The 15,842-nt window shown below is 39.3% G+C and carries 11 protein-coding genes; 9 read left to right on the top strand and 2 right to left on the bottom strand.

Going from position 1 to position 15,842, the window contains the following annotated elements:
• The 6 genes from ACY650_RS16590 to ACY650_RS16565 are packed head-to-tail and all read left to right on the top strand — an operon-like array spanning position 1 to position 8,183.
• Positions 1-1,281, top strand: coding sequence for an endonuclease/exonuclease/phosphatase family protein (locus tag ACY650_RS16590; RefSeq protein ID WP_462249112.1), 1,281 nt, complete (start codon positions 1-3; stop codon positions 1,279-1,281).
• A gap of 17 nt (positions 1,282-1,298) precedes the next feature.
• A complete protein-coding gene (locus ACY650_RS16585) occupies positions 1,299-2,270 on the top strand; it encodes a GSCFA domain-containing protein (RefSeq protein WP_462249110.1) in 972 nt (323 codons plus the stop codon).
• A 56-nt stretch (positions 2,271-2,326) separates the two neighbouring features.
• A complete protein-coding gene (locus ACY650_RS16580) occupies positions 2,327-4,339 on the top strand; it encodes a thioredoxin domain-containing protein (RefSeq protein WP_462249108.1) in 2,013 nt (670 codons plus the stop codon).
• A 37-nt stretch (positions 4,340-4,376) separates the two neighbouring features.
• Entirely contained in the window at positions 4,377-6,851 is a 2,475-nt protein-coding gene (gene priA, locus ACY650_RS16575; protein ID WP_462249106.1) for a replication restart helicase PriA, read from the top strand.
• An 11-nt stretch (positions 6,852-6,862) separates the two neighbouring features.
• On the top strand, positions 6,863-7,558 hold the full coding sequence (locus ACY650_RS16570) for a hypothetical protein (RefSeq protein ID WP_462249104.1): 696 nt from the start codon (positions 6,863-6,865) through the stop codon (positions 7,556-7,558).
• Entirely contained in the window at positions 7,527-8,183 is a 657-nt protein-coding gene (locus ACY650_RS16565; RefSeq protein ID WP_462249102.1) for a DUF6048 family protein, read from the top strand. The genes ACY650_RS16570 and ACY650_RS16565 overlap by 32 nt, the downstream gene beginning before the upstream one ends.
• Here ACY650_RS16565 and ACY650_RS16560 read toward each other — a convergent pair.
• Complete coding sequence (locus ACY650_RS16560; protein ID WP_462249100.1) at positions 8,173-8,931, bottom strand: LytR/AlgR family response regulator transcription factor; 759 nt, start codon at positions 8,929-8,931, stop codon at positions 8,173-8,175. The two genes, ACY650_RS16565 and ACY650_RS16560, sit on opposite strands and share 11 nt — an antisense overlap.
• A gap of 96 nt (positions 8,932-9,027) precedes the next feature.
• Between ACY650_RS16560 and ACY650_RS16555 the strand changes: the two genes are divergently transcribed.
• Positions 9,028-10,338 carry an alpha/beta fold hydrolase gene (locus ACY650_RS16555; protein WP_462249098.1) on the top strand — a complete coding sequence of 437 codons (1,311 nt, stop codon included), beginning with the start codon at positions 9,028-9,030 and terminating at the stop codon, positions 10,336-10,338.
• 106 nt (positions 10,339-10,444) lie between these two features.
• Complete coding sequence (locus tag ACY650_RS16550; protein ID WP_462249096.1) at positions 10,445-11,713, top strand: alginate export family protein; 1,269 nt, start codon at positions 10,445-10,447, stop codon at positions 11,711-11,713.
• Between the two features lie 47 nt (positions 11,714-11,760).
• On the opposite strand, the gene metG is transcribed toward ACY650_RS16550, so the two are convergent.
• Complete coding sequence (gene metG, locus ACY650_RS16545; RefSeq protein ID WP_462249094.1) at positions 11,761-13,815, bottom strand: methionine--tRNA ligase; 2,055 nt, start codon at positions 13,813-13,815, stop codon at positions 11,761-11,763.
• Positions 13,816-13,913: 98 nt separating this feature from the next.
• Between metG and typA the strand changes: the two genes are divergently transcribed.
• Entirely contained in the window at positions 13,914-15,722 is a 1,809-nt protein-coding gene (typA, locus tag ACY650_RS16540; RefSeq protein WP_462249092.1) for a translational GTPase TypA, read from the top strand.
• Positions 15,723-15,842 lie beyond the last annotated feature (120 nt).

Genomic DNA, 15,842 nt, shown 5'->3' with positions numbered 1-15,842 from the left:
ATGAAGAAATTCTTAGCAGTGATCAGTCTCCTGATGCTTTTCGGGTGCGGAAGTGATGGCGAGGAAATAACAGGGACCCCAATCACAGTTAATTTTCGGGAAGCAAGTCAGCGCATATCGGAATCAAGCACTGCAGATGTTATAATCATCGAGTTTTCGGAACCTGCTGATTTTGATGGAATTATTGAAGTTTCGCTTGAAGAAGGTAGTGCCTTTTATGACACAGACTTTACAACTCAGCCAGCATCGCAATCATCTGAAATTTTAATTGCATTTAATAGTGGTGCTACTCAAGCTACGATAATTGTTGCTCCTACTCCTGATTCTGACAACAATGTCGATTCATTTGAACTAACCATAAGCGGTGGAAATTCTGATCTTATTCAAATCGGAACACAAAATTCTGTTACCATTGAAATCACTGAGCCTAACAACGGCGGCGATGATGGAAACAATACTGGTTCAGGAACTTGCAATAATGTCACTTACAATACTGGCACAGTGCAGTGCACGCCTGCACAAGAGACTGACGAGCTTGAGGTTGTGACATGGAATATTGAAAACTTCCCCATGCGATCGGGCACCATTGCTACTGTCATTGAGATCATTCAGGATATGAATGCAGACATCTATGCAGTGCAAGAGATAGATGAAATTTCAGCATTTAATTCAGTTGTAAGTTCTTTAAATGGATATGAGGGAGTAGTAACCGATGTAAACGGTACCATTGAACTCGGCTATATCTATAAGACATCAGAAATCACAAGTTTTGGTACTCCTAAGAGATTATTCGGAGGTCTGACAAGCCCTTTTCCAAGAGAGCCGGTAGAAGTGGACATCACACATTCCAACGGGCTTTCAGTCAAATTGATAAATATCCACTTGAAGTGTTGCAGTGGTTCGGAAGATAGAAGAACAGACGCGAGCATCCGGATGAAAGAGTATATAGATGAAAATTTTCCGAATGATGAGGTCATCATACTTGGAGATTGGAATGAGGACTTTGATAGCGGTTCTTCTTTTACAAACTTCCTCAATGACACCGAAAATTTCATTTTCGCAGACCTCCCAATCTACAATGGAGATGGTGCTGATTATAGCTTCCCATGCACTGGAGCATCCTTTTGCCCCAGTCACATTGATCATATTCTCGTGACCAATGAGCTTTGCGACAATCTTGTAGCCACCTACACAGCTAGATTAGACGATTGTGTGTCAAGCTACCTTTCGCAAGTTTCAGATCATAGACCAGTGATGATCAAGTTGAAGGCTGACGACTAAATTCATCTAAATTTGAAGTGAATAAAAGCGCTTCTGTGTTTACACTAGAATTTAACATCCCTCCATCTTCTAAGAAGATTAGCATCAATGACTCCATCTTTATGATGGGCTCGTGCTTTTCTGATGAAATGGGTGCGCTGATGCGACAAAATAAATTCGACTGCCTTTCTAATCCTTTCGGCACCATCTATAATCCACACTCTATTTTCAAATTATTGGAGGCTGAGTCCCAAACTGAAAAAACGATTGCAAGTCAAGGCATTTTCTATCACTGGGATGCACATGGTACAATCTCAGGATTGAACAAAAACGATGTTGAGAGCCTCTTTGAATCCAGGCAAGATCAAACACAACAATTTTTAAAGTCGGCAAACTGGCTTGTTATCACATTAGGCACCTCGTTTGTATATGAGCACATGAGTGCTGGCATCGTTGCAAATTGTCACAAAGTGGCAGCTAATTCATTCAATAAAAGATTACTGAGCCAAGAAGAAATCACTTCTCACTTTGAGAGACTTTACTCCTACCTATCAGAGCTCAATCCCAAACTGAACATCATACTTACAGTAAGTCCAGTACGACATATTCGGGATGGGTTGATTGAAAACAACCATAGTAAAGCGGTACTAATTGATGCCATTCAAATAATTATTCGCGCATACCAAGATGTTAGCTATTTTCCTTCCTATGAGATACTTATTGATCAGTTGAGAGACTATCGATACTATGACTCAGATATGATTCACCCTTCGAAGGAAGCAATACAATACATTTGGGAGACTTTTGCGGATACCTATTTTGATACAGAGACACGCGAAGTATTAAAGCAATGGTCAAAATTAAATTCAGCGATAAACCATAAACCTTTTCAACCCCAATCAGATTCTCACCAAAAGTTTCTAAAATCTACACTGGAGAAAATGGAAAAACTGAATGAAAAACTTGATTTAAGTGTTGAATTGAAACAATTGAAAGAACAGATTAAATGAGATTTCTTTTTCTAATTTTTATCATAGTAGCCTGTCAACCTAAAAGTCAAACAGAAATGTCTGAACACACGAATGATCTTATTAATTCTACAAGCCCTTACCTACAGCAACATGCTAGAAATCCCGTAGACTGGCAAGAGTGGGGAGAAAAAGCTTTGTCCCAGGCGAAGAATGAAGACAAACCGATCTTAGTGAGTATCGGATATTCAAGTTGCCATTGGTGTCATGTAATGGAGAAAGAATCTTTTGAAGACACTGCGGTTGCTAGAATCATGAACGAATATTTTATTAACATCAAAGTCGATCGTGAAGAACGTCCGGATGTAGATCAAGTGTATATGGATGCCGTCCAAGCAATGGGATTGAATGGTGGCTGGCCCCTCAATGTTTTTCTCACACCAGATCAAAAGCCTTTTTATGGAGGAACCTATTTCCCTAAAGCTGGTTGGGTAAATCTGCTTACCAGTGTAGCTGATGCATTTGAAAAGAATAGAGCTAAAATCGATGAATCAGCAGAAGAATTTACCAAAAGTCTTCAGGCTAAAGAATCTGAAAAATATCGCCTGGAGGGCACAGACTTTAGATTGACTGTAGAAGAAATTGATTCTACGTATGAGAACCTAAGAAAAAAATTCGATCCTATAGATGGCGGTATTCGAAAGTCTCCAAAATTTCCAATGCCCTCAGTTTGGCAATACCTTGCAATCTATGCTAGTCAATCTGGTGATGCAGATGCGCTTTCGCATCTTGAATTCACTTTAGAGAAAATAGCTGATGGCGGAATTTACGACCACATCGGTGGTGGATTTGCACGATACAGCACCGATGAAGAATGGCATGTCCCCCATTTTGAGAAAATGCTTTATGACAATGGACAACTTCTCAGCCTGTATGCAAATGGATTTAAGTTAACATCCAATCCAAAGTTTGAAAGCACAATTAAAGAAACTGTTGAGTGGTTGAAAAGAGAGATGTATGACCCTTCAGGTGGCTTTTATTCAGCTCTTGATGCTGATAGTGAGGGCGAGGAAGGCAAGTTCTATGTTTGGACCTATAATGAAATAAGGAAGCTTGCTGGTAAAGACTCTTCGATGATTAAAGAATACTATGATGTCCGTAAAGGTGGAAATTGGGAAGGAAAGAATGCTTTACGAGTAGTAGTTGGAGAACAGGAACTTGCCGATAAGTACAAAATGAATATTGACGAGTTTGGCGACAAAATACGCTCCTTCAAACAAGAAGCTTTGAAGGCAAGAGCATCAAGAATTCGTCCCGGCCTGGATAATAAAATTATTGCTGGATGGAATGGACTCGCATTGACTGGGTTACTTGACTCTTATCAAGCGTTGCAAGATTCTTCAATATTGGATCTAGCCACCGAAAACGCCTCCTTTTTGAAGGGGTTGGTGAAGAATGACAAGCTCTACAGATTCCCAGATAAAGATCTAGAAGGGTTTATGGAGGATTATAGTGCAGTTATACAGTCTTTTATCAAGTATTACGAAACGACATTTGATCGAAACTATTTAGACTTGGCTCTTACTTTGACCAATAGGGTGAATGAAGCATTTTACGATGAAACCGAAAATCTTTACTATTTCAATAGCGAAGAAAATGCTACCCTAATCGCTCGAAAAAAAGAATTATTCGATAACGTAATTCCATCATCCAATTCAATGATGGCATGGAACCTTGTACACTTAGGCACTCATCTATACGATGATCAGTTAATTAAAAGAGGAAGGCAAATTCTAGCTCAAACGAGGGAACTCGTCATTCAAGAACCAGAATATATGAGCAATTGGGCATTGCTAGCCATGGAGTTAGCTTCAGATATTTCTGAAATTATAATAGTAGGACCTGAAGCCGATCAATATGCGAATCAAATGAACAAGAGATTCATGCCTAACAAGATTATCTCTGCAGCCAAAGAGGAAACTGAGCTACCTCCATTTACACTTAAGACAGCTATGGATGGAAAGACGACGATTTATGTTTGTTATGACAAGTCATGCAAGCGGCCAGTGACCAATGTGGATGCAGCGTTAGATCAAATCATGAATAGATAATCTATATTTTTCAGGAAAATCGTAGCTTCGAATTACGTTGAGCGATCGAAACCAATATTGCGAAATCATACTTCCTCTCCCACTTCCTGGGACATTTACCTATTCCATCCCAAGGGAATTTGATGAAGAGATTGAGCCTGGCAAAAGAGTAGTTGTCTCCTTTGGAAAAAAGAAGATTTATACCGGCATAGTCTTAAAACTTCACAGTGAAGCAGCTTCTGAGTTTCAGCCTAAAGAATTGCTGGATGTCTTGGATGATCAACCAATAGTAACAGAAAGTCAACTTAAGTTCTTTCAGTGGATGGGCAGATACTATATCTGCTCAATTGGGGAGGTCATGAACGCTGCAATACCTGCTGCATTGAAATTGTCGAGCGAATCATTTGTTGGAATAAATCCAGAAATTAATCCCGATGACGAAGAAGTAGATAATCGTGAGTGGGCCTTGCTTAGAGCTTTAAAAACCAATGACCTTACCATGAAAGATGTGAGCGAGGTGCTTGGTTTAAAACAACCACAGAGAATACTAAAGAAGCTTTCAGAAAAGGGACTAATAGATCTATTTGAAAAAGTAAAAGACAAGTATCAGCCTAGAAAAGTAAAGCGAATTAGAATAGCTGAACCATTTATGGATGATGGGATGCTAGAGGGCTTAATCAACGAGTTGGAAACCAAGCCTAAACAGCAAGAGGTTATACTCGCTTACCTTCGCGATGTACCAGTCCTGGATGATCAAGAGTCTAATGTCCGAGGAATTCTAAAATCTCAGTTGCTTGCAGAAGAGATTAGCCCATCTTCTCTTAAGACACTCATTAAGAATAGCATACTGATTGAATGGGAAGAAATTGTATCTCGTCTTCCATCAAACTACTCCAAGGGTGTTCAATCCATATCATTAAGTCAGCAACAAGAGCATTGCCGCCGCTTGATCGTAAATTCATTTGAAGAACTTAATACCGTTCTCTTACATGGAGTTACAGGCAGTGGTAAAACAGAGATCTTTATTGAATTAATCAAATCTCAAGTAGATAATGGTAAGCAGGTTCTTTACCTGCTTCCAGAAATAGCATTAACCACTCAGATTATTGCAAGACTCCACAAAATATTTGGCGACTCTTTTGGAGTCTACCATTCACGCTATTCAGATAACGAGCGCGTGGAAGTATGGAAGAAGGTACTAAACAAAGAATACCTTTTTGTTGTAGGTGTACGGAGTGCTGTCTTCCTGCCCTTTTCAGACCTTGGATTAATAGTGGTGGATGAAGAACACGAACCTTCTTACAAACAATTCGAGCCAGCACCGCGATATCATGCAAGAGACTCAGCTATCTACCTTGCTACGATCCACAATGCTAAAGTTTTACTTGGAACTGCCACTCCATCGCTAGAAACATATCAAAATGCATTGGATGGAAAGTATGGAATAGTTGAATTGACATCAAGATATGGAGAAGCATATCATCCTAAAATGGAGTTCGCAAACGTAAACCGTGAACGCAAACAGCGAAAGCTAAAAGGCAATTTCACGTCTGTATTAGTCGACGCAATACAAGAGTCTTTGGATAAAAAAGAGCAAGTCATATTATTTCAAAATCGTAGAGGATACGCGTCCTATATCAGTTGTGATAACTGTGGATCTATTCCTAAGTGTCCAAATTGCTCAGTAAGTCTAACTTACCATCAATACAACAATAAGCTGGTTTGTCATTATTGTGGATACAATCAAAGTATGTATTCGGACTGTCTGAGTTGTGGAAGCACTGAATTAAGAAATGTCGGCTTTGGTACTGAGGAGTTGGAAGAAGAATTAAAACTACTTTTTCCGCAGGCCATCGTCCAACGCATGGACTTGGACACTACTCGTAGCAAATACGGATATCAACGAATCATCGAAGATTTTGAAGAGGGTAACATAGACATCTTAGTTGGAACACAGATGGTCAGCAAAGGACTAGATTTTGATCAAGTTAATCTTGTAGGAATATTTGATACCGATCGCATGATCCACTTTCCAGATTTTCGATCTCATGAGCGGGCCTATCATTTGATCACACAGGTAAGTGGGCGCGCTGGGAGAAAATCCAAAAACGGAAAGGTGATCGTCCAGACAAATGATCCCGACCAAGAATTGCTTCAACGTGCTAGAAATGACAATTATCAAGCATTTTTTCAATGGGAAATATTGGAAAGGGAGCGATTCTTTTATCCCCCATTTGCTCGTTTAATAAAGATAACCTTCAAACATAGAGACAAGCCTGTCTCGTTTCAAGCTGCCAGTTTCTTTGCAGCTGATATTAGAAAGAACCTGGGAAATCAGCGGATGATTGGACCCGTAGAACCAATTATTGGTAAAATAAGAAATATGTTCCTTCACGAAATCACATTGAAAATTGAAAAACAAGGCATTAACTTGCCAGCTGTTAAGGAATACCTGCGATCTGTCGAACAAATGATGAAACAGATGCCTGCATTTAAGAGTGTTGGCGTGGTATTTGACGTAGATCCGATTTAGAAGCGAACCGAGTGAAAAACACACTTTACATCCTTATTCTTTTCGTTGCAATCATAGCATGTGATCCCTGCGATGATTGTGATGCTATATCCTTTGAGCCTACCGTTTCATTCGTCTTTATCAATCAAGATAGCATCGCCAAAATCGATGATAGTCTTGCAGTAATCGTAATGATAGATTCATCATTCAACGCTAACGTTGACTCACTGAATATCTTGAGAGACAGTTTAGCATTGGTAGAGGAAGCGATTGCTGGTGGGTCGGATTTATCTGCTGAGAAAATGAATTTAGAACAATGGATACTTGATCGTCAGGCGGACTCTGCATTCTACGCTCCACTGGATGAGGATGGCGATTCGATCACGCTTGTTTTAAACACTACCAAATCCACAATAAACTCTGGTAGACTTTATGTTGAACAAATTGACATATTAGGCGCCAACAGCATACTATCTTTCGAGGACAGCGCTGAAGTATGGAGTGTTCCACTCGCATTCGATGGAACCTTCTCAGAGTATGAAGTAACAATAAATGGCATAACTGAGACCATCGAGCTTGCTTATGATAATTTCCAAGAAATAGATGATCAAAGAAATGTGCTTATAAGAGCTGAAAATATTCGGGTAGTAAACGAACCCTACGATTCATTAATAAATTGCGAAGAAAATTGCCTTGATGGTGAGACGACATTTACTTTTTACTTTTAGTCTGGCCCTACTAGCTGGTACTTGCTTTGCGCAATCTAATGCTGCAGATTCGATTGTTGTAAAACGCACGGTCATACCATCACTATATATTGACTATGGTAAGCTATTAACCATTCCTTCAAATATTGAAACGAAATATGAAGGTGGCATCGAATTACTCTTCCTTGAAAAATTCCCATTAATCATTGAAGCTGGACAGGCAACCTTAACACCTGAAGGGGCCTATTCAAATGGGACCTATGAAAGCTCGGGTTACTACTTCAGAGTTGGAACAGGCTTCATGAATCAGTTTACAGCTAAAAATAAAATTGGGATCACAGCTAGATACGCTAGAGCCATTTTCAAAGAAGAGGGACGCATTTTTATAGAAAGCCCGAGCGAGACTCAAGATACATTTGTACAAAATATAGACCGTGAAGACGTAAATGCTACCTGGTATGAAATGGTGCTTTATACGGATCAAAAGCTCTCAGACATGTTTAGTATCGGTTTGAATTTAAGATTTAGAGTATTGGTTGAGTACGATGAGTTTTCGCCCGTAGATGTTTATTCCATTCCGGGATACGGACGTTCATTTGATGGCACAATACCAGCAGCAAATCTCTTTTTAAAGGTCAATTTTTAATCTCAGACGACTTAAACTCATAAGTGTTACCTATTGGTAAAAACTTATCTTTTGTTATTTCTACTGAAGTTTTATCATAGGAAATAACCGCATTCGCATTTACAATAAAGGATTTATGAATTCGAATGAATCCATCTGATAATTCTTCTTTTGCTTTCTTAAGGCTGTTGTACCCAATGATCTTTCTACCGTCCACTAAATAGTAGGTGATGTAATTACCGAGCCCTTCTATGTAAAGTATATCTCCCGGCAATATCCTGTAATACCGTTTATCGGATTTGATTTCTATACTTGAATCGTGAATAGGTTGATTGATTGCACGTTCCTGGAAATACAGCTTCAAAATCTTTAATGCTAATAAAAAAAGAGCTGTAGAATTAATTAGCACTATCGCTCTGAGCACCCTGCTTGGATCTAATATTTCTTGAAAATCAACTACACTGTTTTGCTCATAAAAGAAATACATAATCACTCGTTGCATTACCGCACCAATGAGTAGCAAACCAACAAACATGAAGATGAACTTCAGAAATTGCTTTTTTAAAAGCACATTCGGGAGTAGCCAATAAAGCGCGACATAAGAGACGCAGATTCGTATTGGTAGAAGTACGAATTCAAGAAAGTAAGATGAAGCATACCCCTCTCCTTTTTCCCAAATAAACCCGAACAACAAGAAGTAGCCGAACCAGAAGAATGTATGCGTTAAAATCCGTGATCCAAAAAGGTAGTTCATAAAAATTGATGTCATGAATCTACCGCAGTTTATATAAAAATTCCCAGCGGTTGAATAACAAACTAATCTTTAGTGCGCTGCCTGGCTAGTATTGGTCCAAAACAAAATATCATGGACAGACAAAAATTACATTTATTCATTCTGTTAGTTATAAGCTCGATGGTGCTATACGGTCAGGATTTGGCACGGAGAGCTTCTCTTGAGGCAAGAATAAAAGCGCCTGACAATACCACTCCAGGTGCTGTCATTGAAACTATAGTGCCAGGATCGCCTCTTGAAAAATCAGGATTCTTACCAGGCGATAGAATTATACAAATCAATGATCGAAAATTGATCGGATCAGAAGATTGGTACAACATCCTTTATCAGCTAAGGGCCGATACCAAAACACAACTCAATATAAAGAGAGGTACACAATGGATAAGCAAATCCATAAAACTTAACCCACTAGAAAAGGAAACACATCAAGGATTGAGTACCTATTATGAAAGCATCGTTAGCGATTATGGGATACGTCAACGTACAATCATAACAACTCCCAATCCTGATCAAAAACTACCAGCAATCTTTCTGGTACAAGGTTTAAGCTGCTCTACTATCGAAAAGTATTCTTCCAGATCAAACAATTGGGTAAGGATGATCGAAAGTCTTGTTGAGAACTCGGGTATGGTGGTGATGAGAGTAGATAAACCTGGTGTTGGAGATAGTGAAGGAGAATGCGGTTGTACTGATTTCAAAACTGAACTCAATGGTTATGAAAGTGCGCTTCGGGACTTGAAATCAAAAAATTATGTGGACACCACTAGGATTATCGTTTATGGAGCAAGTATGGGAAGCGCATTAGCTCCATGGCTGGCAAATAGACATAATCTTGCAGGTATCATTTCGGATGGGACTTTTTTCAAAACATGGTTTGAACACATGCTTGAAATCGAAAGACGTATAAGGCAAATGAGCGGCGACGATGAGGCTACAATTAGCAAAAAAATGAATGAAGCATACATTCCACTTTACTATGGAATGTTAATTCAAAAAAAGAGTTATAAAGAAGTCATTGAAGAGTATCCCGCTCTAAAAGACTATAACTATCATGGCCCCAATCACATGTATGGACGTCCCATGAAATATTATCAGCAGCTGCAAGATTTTGATCTAGCATCTTCATGGGAAAATGTCCAAGCACCCGTACGTATACTATATGGTTCCAATGATTGGATCATGTCTGAATTTGACAATCATATGATCATTAAAGTTCTCGACAGAGCCAATCATACTGATCACAAACTACACATCTATCCAGGCCTCGATCATTGGAACACCATACACGAATCGCCAGACGACTCGTTCAATTTCAAACCGGGTAAATGGGATCCTAAATTACCTGAACTAGTTATTGGATGGGCCAAAGAAATGGTGGAATAACTACTGCATGTGCATATTTCAAAAACGGAGAATTACTTTAGATTTGTTTTTAAGGCTGCTGTTGAATTTATATGATTCAACAGTAAGCTTTTTTAACTACTTCTCTGTGAAAAATCAGTTACCACTCTTCTTAGCTCTATGTTTAGTTACTGTAATTGCTCATGCGCAATTTAAACTTGGTGCCGAGTTTAGGCCGCGAGCAGAATTTAGGGATGGATATACGACCCTTAGCGAACCGGGAGAACAAGGTGTATTCCTCATAACCCAACGTACGAGACTCAACGCATCATATAAAGATGATAATAACATTGAGTCTTACATTTCCTTTCAAGACATCCGAACATGGGGTCAGTTTGACCTAAACACCACAGAATCCACAGTTAACCTCTATCAGGCATGGGTAAAATTTAACGTAGCAAAAAGACTCAGCCTTAAAGTAGGAAGACAAGAATTTGAATATGATGATTTAAAAATACTTAGTAACAGTACTTGGAGACTTCAAGCTCGCTCCCATGACGCTGGTCTTCTTCAATGGCAGAGTGTTGATTCAAGCTTTCAAATACATCTGGCAGGAGGAGTTAATAATGAGCGCCAAGAGATCTTTCAAAATCTCTATACCGAAACCAATTATTATAAAAACATGGGTATGATTTGGCTAAACAAGAAGTTTTCCAATACCGAACTATCATTTCTCTTTTTAGACCTCGGGCAGCAACTAGCTGATACTTCAATTAACCATTTTAAAACATTCGGTTTATACGGTTCGCATTCATTAAGTGACATAAAATTTACAGGGAGTTTCTACCTACAACGCGGCAGAAATGGTGCAGATCAAAAAGTGAATGCAAGTATGATATCATTACAAGCCGAGGTTCCCATCACTCCCAAATTAGGACTTATCGGTGGGTTTGATCTCTTGTCTGGTACAAGTGCTGAAAATCTACAAGATGCTAATTTCAATGAAACCAATTCATTCATCCCACTGTATGCACGAAGGCATCGATACTTCGGTGTGCAGGATATGTTTTATTTCGCCGGGTTTAATGTACCTGGTGGACTTTCTGATTACTTTTTGAAAGTAAAGTATGCTGGTTCAAAAAAATGGAATACCTCCTTACATATACACTCGTTTGCTACGCAAGAAAGCATTTTTGACACTGAAAATAGCACGATCACAGATGATAAGCATTTAGGCTTTGAGGTAGATTATTTTTTCAACTATAAACCTTATCAGGATTTAGCATTTGGGTTTGGTTACACTCATTTTTTTGCCACTGAAAGTATGAGGATTCTGAAGCAACGTGGAGACAAAGATGAGATCGCCCATTTCGCTTACCTACAGTTCTCATACACCCCAACCTTTTTTGAGAAATAAAAAAGGCTTCTCAATTTGAGAAGCCTTTAAGAATTCCATACTTTTTGCTAAGCAATACTTGCTCCATTCTGAGCATCATCACCCGGACTTACGGCAACAAGCTTACCATCAGAATTTTCAGCAAAAAGTAGCATTCCCTGTGATTCTACACCCATAATTTTTCTCGGTGCCAGGTTTGCCATAACAGTTACCTTTTTACCAACCATCTCTTCAGGTGTGAAGTGCTTCGCTACCCCACTTAAAATGGTACGTGTTTCCATACCCATATCTACTGTGAATTGAAGAAGCTTGTTTGACTTCTCTACTTTAACTGCAGTTTTGATCTCCCCGACTCGTAAATCCATCTTCATAAAATCATCAAATACGATTTCATCCTTCATTGCAGGAAGTTCTGGTGCATTATTCTCTTGTTCGTTCATTTTCTTTGTTTCCAATAATTTATTCACTTGAGCCTCTACTTCTTTGTCTTCAATTTTCTCAAAAAGTAAGGTGGCTTTATTCAACTGATGATTATCCGGTAGAAAATCAACTCCACCTGCATCATTCCAAGTTTTCTTTTCTGTGTTTAAGATTTGTACCAATCGACCTGAAGTAAATGGTAAGAAAGGCTCACAAAGGATCGTCAAATTAGCACTAATCTGAAGCGCTATATTGAGGATTGTTTCTACCCTGGTTTGATCCTCTTTAATCAATTTCCATGGTTCAGTATCAGCAAGGTATTTATTTCCAACTCTGGCTAGTTCCATCATCAACGTCAAAGCCTCTCTGAATTTAAATTGATCAAGAGCCGCTTCAATTTTAGCAGGAGCCTCGCTAACTGCTTTAATCACCTCCTCATCTATCGGTTGAATTTCATTTCTAGCCGGAACTTTCCCTTCAAAGTACTTATGCGTAAGCACTACAGCTCTATTCACGAAATTCCCAAATATGGCTACCAACTCACTATTATTTCTTGTCTGGAAGTCTTTCCATGTGAAATCGTTGTCTTTGGTCTCAGGTGCGTTTGCTGTCAATGTGTAGCGTAAGACATCCTGCTTCTCTGGGAATTCTTCAAGGTACTCATGAAGCCAAACCGCCCAATTTCGAGAAGTAGAGATTTTGTTATTCTCTAAATTCAGAAACTCATTTGCCGGTACATTTTCTGGCAAAATGTAGGATCCTTCTGCTTTAAGAAGCGTTGGGAAAATGATGCAATGAAATACAATATTATCCTTGCCAATGAAATGCAATAACCTGGTGTCTTCAGATTTCCAATAATCTTCCCAGTTTTTGCCGTTTTCCTCAGCCCATTGCTTTGTTGCAGAGATATACCCTATTGGTGCATCAAACCACACGTAAAGTACTTTACCCTCTCCACCTTCTACTGGCACGGGTATTCCCCATTTTAGATCTCGAGTCATTGGCCTTGGACGAAGGCCATTGTCAATCCAACTTTTACATTGACCATAGACGTTTGATTTCCATTCTTTATGGCCTTCCAACAACCATTCCTTCAACCAAGGCTCATATTTATCCAGAGGTAAGTACCAATGTTTGGTTTCTTTCATCACAGGAGCTTCGCCACTTAGCATCGATTTCGGTTGCTTTAATTCAGACGGACTAAGGGTAGAACCACAATTCTCACACTGATCACCGTATGCCTCATCATATCCACAATTTGGGCAGGTGCCCTTGATATATCTATCAGCTAAAAACTGCTGTTCCTTCTCATCGAAAAACTGTTCAGAAGTTTGTTCAGTAAACTTCCCTTCAGCTTCCATGGTCTTGAAAAATTCGGCAGCCGTTTCATGATGAAGTTTGGATGAAGTTCGATGATATATATCAAAACTTATCCCAAACCTTTCAAATGAATCTTTGATTTGATTGTGGTAAAAATCAACTACTTCCTGCGGCGTTTTCCCCTCTTTTCTGGCTCGCAATTCGATTGCAACCCCATGTTCATCAGATCCACAAACAAAGGCTACATCCTCTCCTTTGCTTCTCAAAAACCTCACATAAATATCTGAAGGCACGTACACGCCAGCTAAATGGCCAATATGAACAGGTCCATTGGCATATGGAAGCGCTGCTGTAATCGTATGTCTTTTGTATTGTTTACTCATAAATTCGATAAGAGAGCGCAAATATAAGTTTTGTGTTTACGTCTTATAGTGCATTCCACAATCATTCTATCTAATTTTGCGCCCGAATACAGAATCGAATGCAAGAAATTAGAAATATTGCCATCATCGCACACGTTGACCATGGCAAAACTACGCTCGTTGACAAGATCATCTATGCAACTCAGGAATTCCGAGAAAATCAGGAAAAGGGTGAGCTCATACTTGACAACAATGATTTGGAACGTGAAAGAGGGATCACCATCCTTTCTAAAAACGTTTCTGCTGAATACAAAGGCGTAAAAATCAATATAATTGACACTCCTGGTCACGCCGACTTTGGGGGCGAAGTTGAGCGTGTACTCAAAATGGCTGATGGTGTTATCCTTTTAGTTGATGCCTTTGAGGGTCCAATGCCTCAAACAAGATTTGTACTAGGAAAAGCATTGGGTCTTGGACTCACTCCAATCGTTGTTGTAAACAAAGTAGATAAAGAAAATTGCCGTCCCGATGAAGTGCATGAGCAGGTTTTCGATTTGATGTTCTCGCTTGATGCAACTGAAGAGCAACTGGATTTCCAGACGTTATACGGATCTAGCAAGCACGGGTGGTTTAGTGAGGATTGGCAAAAGCCGACAGACAGCATCCTGCCACTTCTAGACAAAATTGTCGAAGTGATCCCTCCTGCTCCGTACAAAGATGGTGTTCCTTCAATGCAAATAACATCACTTGATTTCTCTTCATTTACAGGGAGAATTGCGATTGGAAGAATTGTGCAAGGAGATATTAAAGAAGGTGCTAATTTGGGAATTAGCAAGCGTGATGGCTCTCTCAAAAAAGTCAAGGTAAAAGAAGTACACATTTTCGAAGGCCTAGGTAAAAGAAAAGTAGAATCAGCTAGAGCTGGAGACATCTGCGCAATCACTGGAATTGAAGATTTTGAAATTGGAGATACCATTACTGATTTCGAAAATCCACTTGTACTTCCTAGAATTGCCATTGATGAACCTACCATGAGCATGATGTTCGCCATCAATGATTCTCCATTCTTTGGCAAAGAAGGTAAGTTCGTAACCTCACGCCACATTAGAGATAGACTCATGAAAGAGTTGGAAAAGAACCTTGCCTTGAAAGTTGAAGAGACTGGTTCCGAGGATAAGTTCTTGGTATACGGAAGAGGCGTTCTTCACTTGTCTGTACTTATCGAAACGATGAGACGAGAAGGATATGAGCTTCAGGTTGGGCAACCACAAGTACTATTTAAAGAAGATGAGAGTGGCCAGAAACTTGAGCCAATAGAGCACTTGGTTATTGATGTACCTGATGACTATTCTGGTAAAGCCATTGAAATGGTGACTCAAAGAAAGGGTGAATTGAAGGTCATGGAACCGAAAGGGAACATTCAACACTTAGAGTTTGAAATTCCTTCAAGAGGTTTAATAGGTCTTAGAAACAACATGCTTACGGCCACAGCTGGTGAAGCAGTAATGACACACAGACTTAAAGAATATCAAGCTTACAAAGGTTCTATCCCTGGAAGAATTAATGGATCACTGATCTCTATGGAACACGGCCCAGGAACACCATATTCAATTGATAAGCTTCAAGATAGAGGTTTCTTCTTTGTGGATCCTGGTGTAGATGTATACACAGGACAAGTAATCGGTGAACATAGCAGAGGCAATGATCTAGTTGTCAATATTCAGAAGGGTAAGAAATTGACCAACATGAGAGCTTCAGGCTCAGACAACAACACAAAGATTGCTCCAGCGAAAAAATTCAGCTTGGAAGAGGCGCTTGAATACATCCAAAAGGATGAATATGTTGAAGTGACTCCAAAGTCTATTCGAATGAGAAAGATCTATCTGGATGAAAATCAGAGGAAAAGAATGGCTAATGCCGAAGCGTAAAATCTGCAGGAATGAAAAGGTTGACATCATTGATGAAAACAAAATTGATGTCAAGAAATAGCCGCTGGTAATCTATTCAAATAGGTAGCTTACCATTCATATAATTTAACCCCTATTAAC

The sequence above is a fragment of the Ekhidna sp. genome (genome assembly GCF_963691765.1).
Classification (GTDB): Bacteria; Bacteroidota; Bacteroidia; order Cytophagales; family Cyclobacteriaceae; genus Ekhidna.
Note: the sequence above shows the minus strand (reverse complement) of the source record. Positions and strands in the feature narration are given on the sequence as shown.

Bases quoted from the DNA above. Each gene is read 5' to 3' on its own strand.
- ACY650_RS16590 (WP_462249112.1), top strand. From the start codon at position 1: ATGAAGAAATTCTTAGCAGTGATCAGTCTCCTGATGCTTTTCGGGTGC.
- ACY650_RS16580 (WP_462249108.1), top strand. From the start codon at position 2,327: ATGTCTGAACACACGAATGATCTTATTAATTCTACAAGCCCTTACCTA.
- ACY650_RS16565 (WP_462249102.1), top strand. From the start codon at position 7,527: ATGGTGAGACGACATTTACTTTTTACTTTTAGTCTGGCCCTACTAGCT.
- ACY650_RS16560 (WP_462249100.1), bottom strand. From the start codon at position 8,931: ATGACATCAATTTTTATGAACTACCTTTTTGGATCACGGATTTTAACG.
- ACY650_RS16555 (WP_462249098.1), top strand. From the start codon at position 9,028: ATGGACAGACAAAAATTACATTTATTCATTCTGTTAGTTATAAGCTCG.
- metG (WP_462249094.1), bottom strand. From the start codon at position 13,815: ATGAGTAAACAATACAAAAGACATACGATTACAGCAGCGCTTCCATAT.
- typA (WP_462249092.1), top strand. From the start codon at position 13,914: ATGCAAGAAATTAGAAATATTGCCATCATCGCACACGTTGACCATGGC.